Here is an 8,113-nt window from a genome sequence, read left to right as displayed (position 1 = left end):
CTCACCCGTAGCCGAGCGCGTGCACCGCGCCGCCGCGCGCCCCGCCGCTCACCCGTAGCCGAGCGCGTGCAGCCGGGCGTCGTCGATGCCGAAGTGGTGGGCGATCTCGTGCACCACCGTCACCTCGGTCTCGGCGACGACGTCCTCGCGCGTCTTGCACATCCTGAGCGTCGGCCCCCGGTACACGGTGATCCGGTCCGGGAGCACACCGGCGTACCACTCGCCCCGGTCGGTCAGCGGAGTCCCCTCGTACAGCCCGAGCAGGCCGGGGTCGTCCGCGGGCGGTTCGTCCTCCACGAACACCGCCACGTTGTCCATGAGCCGCGTCAGCTCCGGCGGGATCCGGTCGAGCGCCTCGGCGACCAGTTCCTCGAACTCCTCGCGCGTCATCTCCAGCACAGGGTCATTGTCCGGTACCCGGCGTCCGTAGGAGAGTGGCGAACCGTCGCATATCCGCGCCCGCACATGGGCATACGGGACCAATGGCCCGCGTCCCCGTCGCCGCCCTGAGGAGCATGCTGAACCGGATCTCGCAGCGCGCCCCGCGCGCCCGCCCGCTCCCGGCCCTGGAACTGGCCCCGCGCCCCCGGCCGTGGCTCGGCGCGCTCGGCCTCACGGCGGTCGTGCTCGTGGGCGCCTGGCTGGGCCTGCTGATCGTGGGCAACGTGCGGGCACCGGTCGGCCCGATGAACACGACGATGGCACTGCGCCCCTCGCTGACCGGCGGCACGAAGATCAACGTGTCCCCGCTGGGCGCGCTCACCCTGGACAGCCATGTGGCCCCGGTCCGCCTGGACGTGAACGTCGACCGGCTGGACCCCCTGCGCTCACAGGCCCTGGTCGACCACCCCGAGCGGATCTCCGGCCTCCAGGACGAGGTGGTCCACGACGTGGAGCACGGCACGCTCGACCTGGCGGTGCGCTCCTGCGTCGCCGTGGTCCTCGGTGCCACCGCGCTCGGCCTGGCCGTCTACCGGCGCCCGCGCCGGGCGCTGGCGGCCGGCGGGCTGGCCCTGACGTTGCTCGCGGCCTCGGGCGCGTCGGCGTACGCCACCTGGAACCCGAAGTCGGTGCTGGAGCCGAAGTTCTCCGGGCTGCTGTCCTCGGCGCCGTCGGTGATCGGCAACGCGCGCAGCATCGTCACCGAATTCGACGTCTACCAGCAGGAGTTGGCGCGCCTGGTGACCAACGTGACGAAGCTGTACGACGTCACCTCGACGCTCCCCGCCTACCAGCCGGACCCCTCGACCATCCGAGTGCTGCACGTGTCGGACATCCATCTGAACCCGGCGAGCTGGAAGATCATCGCCTCGCTGGTGAAGCAGTACAACGTGAACGTGATCGTCGACTCCGGCGACACGATGGACCACGGTACGGCGGCGGAGAACGGCTTCCTGGACCCGATCGCGAACCTGGGCGCGCCGTACGTCTGGGTGCGGGGCAACCACGACTCGGGGACCACCCAGCGCTATCTGGAGCGTATGAAGAACGTCCACGTCCTGGACGACGGCCACGCGCAGACGGTGGGCGGCCTGCGCTTCGCGGGCATCGGCGATCCGCAGTTCACCCCGGACCGCTCGGCGGTGCCCGGCGGCAACGCGTCCGAGCAGCTGGCGGGCGACCGGCTGGCCAGCGCCCTGCGGTCGCAGAAGGCGGCCGGCACGCCCGTGGACGTGGCGATCACCCACGAGCCGTCGGCGGCGCGGGAGACGGACGGCGAGGTGCCGCTGGTGCTGTGCGGGCACCTGCACCACGAGGGGGACGAGAAGCTGCCCTACGGCACTCGGCTGCGGATGGAGGGGTCGACCGGGGGCAGCGGGCTGCGCGCGGTGGAGGGCACGTACCCGGCGCCGATCGAGGCCTCGGTCCTCTACTTCGACCGGGACAGTCACCGGCTGCAGGCCTGGGACGCGATCAAGCTGGGCGGTCTGGGGCTGACCACGGCCGAGGTCAGCCGGCACCTCGCCGACGACAACCTGCCGGGGGCCACGCCGAGCCCGACGGCGCGGAGCGGCGCGACGGCCTCCGGTCGTCCGTAAACCGTTTTGGCGATACCCCTCGCCATCCCATATGCTTCTCACGTCCCCGACGCGCTGAGAAGCGCCCAGGCGGGCCGATAGCCCTCATCGTCTAGCGGCCTAGGACGCCGCCCTTTCAAGGCGGTAGCACGGGTTCGAATCCCGTTGGGGGCACGCAGAATCGTGTGCGACACTGTTGCACGCAAACAGCTTGGTCCTGTGGAGCAGTTTGGAGTGCTCGCCACCCTGTCAAGGTGGAGGCCGCGGGTTCAAATCCCGTCAGGACCGCTGAGGTCTCTCCGAGACCTCGTGGCTGGGTAGCTCAGTTGGTACGAGCGTCCGCCTGAAAAGCGGAAGGTCGCCGGTTCGACCCCGGCCCCAGCCACCATCGCCCTCACCAGGGCATCGGCCCCTCTCCAGTGACACTGGAGAGGGGCCCTTTCGTGTTGCCCACGCCAACCGGTACGCCGACGCCACGCAGTGCGCTTGAGTGGTGTGCGGGCGCCGCGGTTCCTGGGCCGCGTCGGCCGGTTCGGGCCCGGCACCCTCCGCGCCGCCCGCCCAGCGCACCCCCTAGGCCGCGTGGGCGGGGTCGGTCACCCGACCGCCCGGGTGCCGGTGCCGCCAGAGCGCGAAGACCGCGCAGGAGACGATCGCCCAGCCGGCCAGCACCAGGAACGGGAAGGCGTGCTGGTAGCCCCGGAAGTACACCGCGGTGTGCTGGGCGTTCACCGAGGCGCCGGGCGGCAGCCAGCGGCCCACGATGCCGAGCGGCGACGGCAGCAGGGGCCAGGAGACGGCACCGCCGGACGAGGGATTGCCGAGCAGCACCAAAAGGCCCCAGGTCGGCAGCATGGCCCACCGCCCGAACAGCGTGTTGAACATCGTGAACACCATGCCCGCGGTGAACATCGTCAGGGCGAGGATGAGCCACGACTCCACGAACGGCAGCTTCACCGCGCCCAGCCACCAGTCCACCACCGCGGCGATCGTGAACCCGCCGAGCAGGGCGAAGCAGACGGTGTAGGCGATGCGCTCCAGCGGGTTCAGGTCGCGCGCGTGCACGCCGAGCTGGATGGAGCCGACCATGCCGACGACCACGGCGGCCAGCGAGATGTAGAAGATCGCCAGCCCGCGGGGGTCGCCCTTCTGCAGCGGCTTGAGGTCGTGCACCGCGACCGGCGTACCGGTGGCCTTGCTCACCCCCACCGCGGCCTGGGTGAGCACCTGGGCGACCGTGGACCCGGACGCCCCCGACACGTCCATCCCGATCACCCGGCCGCCCGCGGGCACGTCGACCACCGCGAACACCTTCTGCTGGTCCACCGCCCGCACCGCCGCCTCCCGGCTGCCGTACGGATGCAGCTGCAGCGCGGCGTCCAGGGCCCGGTCCATGCCCCCGACGAACCGCCGGGCCGCCGGCTCGTCGTGCGCGCCGGTCACAGCGATCGGGATGTTGTGCGGGGTCGGATTGGCCATGGCGTACGTGTAGGAGCCGGCGAAGAGCCCGGCCCCGGCGGCGATGAGCAGCAGGAGCACCGTGGCGGGGAGGAAGGGGGACGCCCGGAACGCCGCCCAGCGCTCCGCGCGGGTGGGTGGACGGCCGTGCGCCCCGTGCGGCGAATCCGACATAACCGTCACTTTGGCATCTCGTCGCAGGGGGTGCCCGTCGATGTCGCGGAAGGTACACCGTCGAGGTCGCAGGGGGTGCCCGGCGATGTCGCGGGGGTGCCCGTTTCATGGCTGCGGGAGGTGCTCGTCGATGGCTGGGTACGGGCCGTGTGCGTCCCGAGACACCCACTCGGCGCAGCCGCATGTCGGGCGCGACCGGCGCCTCTCCCGCCCCCGGGCAAATCGTTCGCGTCTTTTTCGAAGGGGGTGAGATCCTGGACCGCGTATGTCTATGCATCCAGCCCCTGCCCTCGGCACCCTCGCCCCCCGCCTGACCGAGCTGTCGCTGCGCGACGCGCACCGGCTCGGGCGGCGGCTCGAGGGCGCGCGCAAGATCCGTAAGCCGGAGGCCCGCGCCGCCGTCCTCGCCGAGATCGAGGGCGAGATCGGCAGGGCCGCGCAACGGATCGACGAGCGGCGTGCCCGCGTGCCCGCCGTCACCTACCCCGAGCAACTGCCCGTCAGCCAGAAGAAGGACGAGATAGCGGCGGCCATCCGCGATCACCAGGTCGTCATCGTCGCCGGTGAGACCGGGTCCGGGAAGACCACGCAGATCCCGAAGATCTGCCTGGAGCTGGGGCGCGGCGTGCGCGGCATGATCGGGCACACCCAGCCCCGCCGTATCGCCGCCCGCACGGTCGCCGAGCGCGTGGCGGAGGAGCTGAGGACGCCCCTCGGCGAGGCCGTCGGCTGGAAGGTCCGCTTCACCGACCAGGTGAACCCGGACGCCACCTTCATCAAGCTGATGACGGACGGCATCCTGCTCGCGGAGATCCAGACCGACCGCGAGCTGCGCGCCTACGACACGATCATCATCGACGAGGCCCACGAGCGGTCCCTCAACATCGACTTCCTGCTGGGCTACCTCGCCCAGCTGCTGCCGAAGCGGCCGGACCTCAAGGTCGTCATCACCTCCGCGACCATCGACCCCGAGCGCTTCTCCCGGCACTTCGGCGACGCCCCGATCGTCGAGGTGAGCGGGCGCACGTACCCCGTGGAGGTGCGCTACCGGCCCCTGCTCGAAGAGGACTCCGAGGACGCCGATCGCGACCAGATCACCGCCATCACCGACGCCGTCGAGGAGCTGATGGCGGAGGGGCAGGGCGACATCCTCGTCTTCCTCTCCGGCGAGCGGGAGATCCGGGACACGGCGGACGCCCTGGAGAAGAAGAGGTACCGGTTCACCGAGATCCTCCCCCTGTACGCCCGGCTCTCCCATGCCGAGCAGCACCGGGTCTTCCAGCCGCACACCGGGCGCAGGATCGTTCTGGCGACCAACGTCGCCGAGACCTCCCTCACCGTCCCCGGCATCAAGTACGTCATCGACCCCGGCTTCGCCCGGATCAGCCGCTACAGCCACCGCACCAAGGTCCAGCGGCTGCCCATCGAGCCGATCTCGCAGGCCAGCGCCAACCAGCGCAAGGGCCGCTGCGGCCGTACGAGCGACGGCATCTGCATCCGGCTGTACTCCGAGGACGACTTCCTCGCCCGCCCGGAGTTCACGGACCCGGAGATCCTGCGGACGAACCTGGCGAGCGTCATCCTGCAGATGACCGCGGCCGGCCTCGGCGACATCGAGAAGTTCCCCTTCATCGACCCGCCGGACCACCGCAACATCCGCGACGGCGTCCAGCTGCTGCAGGAACTGGGCGCACTGGATCCCACGCAGAAGGACGTCCGCAAGCGGCTCACCGACACCGGCCGCAAGCTGGCCCAGCTTCCCGTCGACCCGCGCCTGGCCCGCATGGTCCTGGAGGCGGACAAGAACGGCTGCGTCCGCGAGGTCATGGTGATCGCGGCGGCCCTGTCCATCCAGGACCCGCGCGAGCGCCCCGCCGACAAGCAGACCCAGGCGGACCAGCAGCACGCCCGCTTCAAGGACGAGACCAGCGACTTCCTCGCCTACCTCAACCTGTGGCGGTACATCCGCGAGCAGCAGAAGGAGCGGGGCTCGTCGTCCTTCCGCCGGATGTGCAAGCAGGAGTACCTGAACTTCCTGCGCATCCGCGAGTGGCAGGACATCTACACCCAGCTGCGCACGGTCGCCAAGCAGATGGGCATCCACCTCAACGAGGAGGAGGCCGCCGGCGACCGCATCCACGTCTCGCTCCTCGCCGGCCTGCTCTCCCACGTCGGGATGAAGGACGTGCGGGACGGCAACAAGAACGAGTACCTGGGCGCCCGCAACGCCAAGTTCGCGATCTTCCCGGGTTCGGCGCTGTTCAAGAAGCAGCCGAAGTTCGTGATGTCGGCCGAGCTGGTGGAGACCTCGCGGCTGTGGGCCCGGGTCAACGCCAGGATCGAGCCCGAGTGGGTCGAGCCCCTCGCCGGGCACCTGCTGAAGCGGACGTACAGCGAACCGCACTGGGAGAAGGACCAGGCGGCCGTGATGGCGTACGAGAAGGTCACGCTGTACGGCGTCCCGATCGTCGCCCAGCGGAAGGTGAACTACGGCCGCATCGACCCCGAGGTCTCCCGCGAGCTGTTCATCCGCAACGCGCTCGTGGAGGGCGACTGGCGCACGCACCACAAGTTCTTCGCCGACAACCGCAGACTCCTCAGCGAGGTCGAGGAGCTGGAGCACCGGGCGCGGCGCCGGGACATCGTGGTCGACGACGACACGCTGTTCGACTTCTACGACCAGCGGGTGCCCGAACACGTGGTATCCGGCGCCCACTTCGACTCCTGGTGGAAGCGCAAGCGGCAGGAGCAGCCGGACTTCCTGGACTTCGAGCGGGAGATGCTGATCCGGGAGTCGGCGGAGGCGGTCACCAAGGCCGACTATCCGGACAGTTGGCGGCAGGGGCAGCTGAAGTTCCGGGTGACGTACCAGTTCGAGCCGGGCGCGGACGCCGACGGCGTGACCGTCCACATCCCGCTCCAGGTCCTCAACCAGGTCACGGAGGAGGGCTTCGACTGGCAGATCCCGGGCCTGCGGGAGGAGCTGGTGACGGAGCTGATCCGCTCCCTGCCGAAGCCGATCCGGCGCAACTACGTGCCCGCGCCGAACTACGCCAAGGCGTTCCTGGACAGGGCGGTGCCCCTGCGGGAGCCGCTGACGGTGACGATGGCGCGCGAGCTCAAGCGCATGGTCGGCGTTCCGTTCGAGGCGGACGACTTCGACTGGGCGAAGGTCCCCGACCACCTGAGGATCACGTTCCGTATCGTCGACGAGCGGCGCCGGAAACTGGCCGAGGACAAGGACCTGGAGGCGCTGAAGCTCAGGCTGAAGCCGAAGGCGCGCAAGGCCATCTCCCAGGCGGCGGCCGCCACGGCCTCCCGGGAGGGCGGCGAGTCGCTGGAGCGCACGGGCCTGACCGACTGGACGATCGGAAGCCTCAGCCGGGTCTTCGAGACCCGCCGGGCCGGCCAGCCGGTGAAGGCGTACCCCGCGCTTGTGGACGACGGCGACACGGTCTCCGTCCGCCTCTTCGACACCGAGGCCGAGCAGGCCGAGGCGATGTGGAAGGGCACGCGGCGCCTGATCCTGCGCAACATCCCGGTGAACCCGGCGAAGTTCGCGTCCGACAAGCTGACCAACCAGCAGAAGCTCGGCCTGTCCGCCAACCCGCACGGCTCCGTCCAGGCCCTGTTCGACGACTGCGCCATGGCCGCGGCGGACAAGCTCATCGCGGACTTCGGCGGGCCGGCGTGGGACGAGGAGTCGTACCGGAAGCTGTACGACAAGGTGCGCGCCGAGATCGTCGACACGACGATCCGCACGGTCGCCCAGGTGCAGCAGGTCCTCGCGGCCTGGCAGGCCTGTGAGCGGCGTCTGAAGGCCGTCGGCAGCCCCGCGCTGCTCGCGAACCTGACGGACGTCCGCAAGCAGCTGGACGCCCTCGTGAAGCCCGGTTTCGTGACATGGGCCGGCATACGGCGCCTGCCCGACCTGATGCGCTACCTGGTGGCCGCCGACCGGCGCCTGCAGCAGATGCCGACGGGCGTCCAGCGGGACACCACCCGCATGGAGAAGGTCCACGAGATGCAGGACGAGTACGCCTGGCTCCTGGAGCAGCTCCCCAAGGGCCGCCCGGTGCCGCAGCAGGTCCTGGACGTCCGCTGGATGATCGAGGAGCTGAGGGTCAGCTACTTCGCCCACGCGCTGGGCACCGCGTACCCGGTCTCCGACAAGCGGATCATCAAGGCGATCGACGCGCTCGTACCGTAGCCGCCCTGCCACCGAGGGTGAGTTCGACCAGGGGCTCACCCTCCTGTACAGTCTCTTCTCGCAGCACGACGCGCCGAGCAAGTGCCGCGAGACCTGGTCCTGTGGAGCAGTTTGGAGTGCTCGCCACCCTGTCAAGGTGGAGGCCGCGGGTTCAAATCCCGTCAGGACCGCATCGAGATCGAGGCCCGCGTCCCGCAAGGGACGCGGGCCTCGCTGCGTGCCGCGACCCGCACACCCCGCGCCCCAGCGACCC

Annotated in this window: 4 protein-coding genes and 4 tRNA genes; 6 read left to right on the top strand and 2 right to left on the bottom strand. The window is 70.4% G+C overall.

Going from position 1 to position 8,113, the window contains the following annotated elements; genetic code table 11:
* Positions 1 to 48: 48 nt before the first annotated feature.
* Positions 49 to 399, bottom strand: coding sequence for a metallopeptidase family protein (locus tag ACLU3S_RS34280; protein ID WP_413955884.1), 351 nt, complete (start codon positions 397 to 399; stop codon positions 49 to 51).
* Positions 400 to 482: 83 nt separating this feature from the next.
* Here ACLU3S_RS34280 and ACLU3S_RS34275 point away from each other — a divergent pair, with 83 nt between their 5' ends.
* From ACLU3S_RS34275 to ACLU3S_RS34260, 4 genes are all read left to right on the top strand, one after another.
* Positions 483 to 2,039, top strand: a complete 1,557-nt coding sequence (locus tag ACLU3S_RS34275) for a metallophosphoesterase family protein (protein WP_413955883.1) — start codon at positions 483 to 485, stop codon at positions 2,037 to 2,039.
* A gap of 80 nt (positions 2,040 to 2,119) precedes the next feature.
* Positions 2,120 to 2,192, top strand: a tRNA-Glu gene (locus ACLU3S_RS34270).
* 39 nt (positions 2,193 to 2,231) lie between these two features.
* Positions 2,232 to 2,306, top strand: a tRNA-Asp gene (locus ACLU3S_RS34265).
* A gap of 23 nt (positions 2,307 to 2,329) precedes the next feature.
* Positions 2,330 to 2,406, top strand: a tRNA-Phe gene (locus tag ACLU3S_RS34260).
* Positions 2,407 to 2,591: 185 nt separating this feature from the next.
* Here ACLU3S_RS34260 and ACLU3S_RS34255 read toward each other — a convergent pair.
* Complete coding sequence (locus ACLU3S_RS34255) at positions 2,592 to 3,650, bottom strand: ABC transporter permease (protein ID WP_413955882.1); 1,059 nt, start codon at positions 3,648 to 3,650, stop codon at positions 2,592 to 2,594.
* A 265-nt stretch (positions 3,651 to 3,915) separates the two neighbouring features.
* Between ACLU3S_RS34255 and hrpA the strand changes: the two genes are divergently transcribed.
* Together hrpA and ACLU3S_RS34245 are read left to right on the top strand one after the other, a co-directional pair.
* Positions 3,916 to 7,860 carry an ATP-dependent RNA helicase HrpA gene (hrpA, locus tag ACLU3S_RS34250; RefSeq protein WP_413955881.1) on the top strand — a complete coding sequence of 1,315 codons (3,945 nt, stop codon included), beginning with the start codon at positions 3,916 to 3,918 and terminating at the stop codon, positions 7,858 to 7,860.
* Between the two features lie 95 nt (positions 7,861 to 7,955).
* Positions 7,956 to 8,030: transfer RNA gene (locus tag ACLU3S_RS34245), tRNA-Asp, on the top strand.
* Positions 8,031 to 8,113 lie beyond the last annotated feature (83 nt).

It is taken from the genome of Streptomyces sp. AF1A (genome assembly GCF_047340315.1).
Lineage (GTDB): Bacteria > Actinomycetota > Actinomycetes > Streptomycetales > Streptomycetaceae > Streptomyces.
The sequence above is the reverse complement of the archived record's forward strand: the minus strand, read 5'-3'. Positions and strand labels throughout refer to the sequence as shown.

Bases quoted from the DNA above. Each gene is read 5' to 3' on its own strand.
- ACLU3S_RS34275 (WP_413955883.1), top strand. From the start codon at position 483: ATGGCCCGCGTCCCCGTCGCCGCCCTGAGGAGCATGCTGAACCGGATC.
- ACLU3S_RS34255 (WP_413955882.1), bottom strand. From the start codon at position 3,650: ATGTCGGATTCGCCGCACGGGGCGCACGGCCGTCCACCCACCCGCGCG.
- hrpA (WP_413955881.1), top strand. From the start codon at position 3,916: ATGTCTATGCATCCAGCCCCTGCCCTCGGCACCCTCGCCCCCCGCCTG.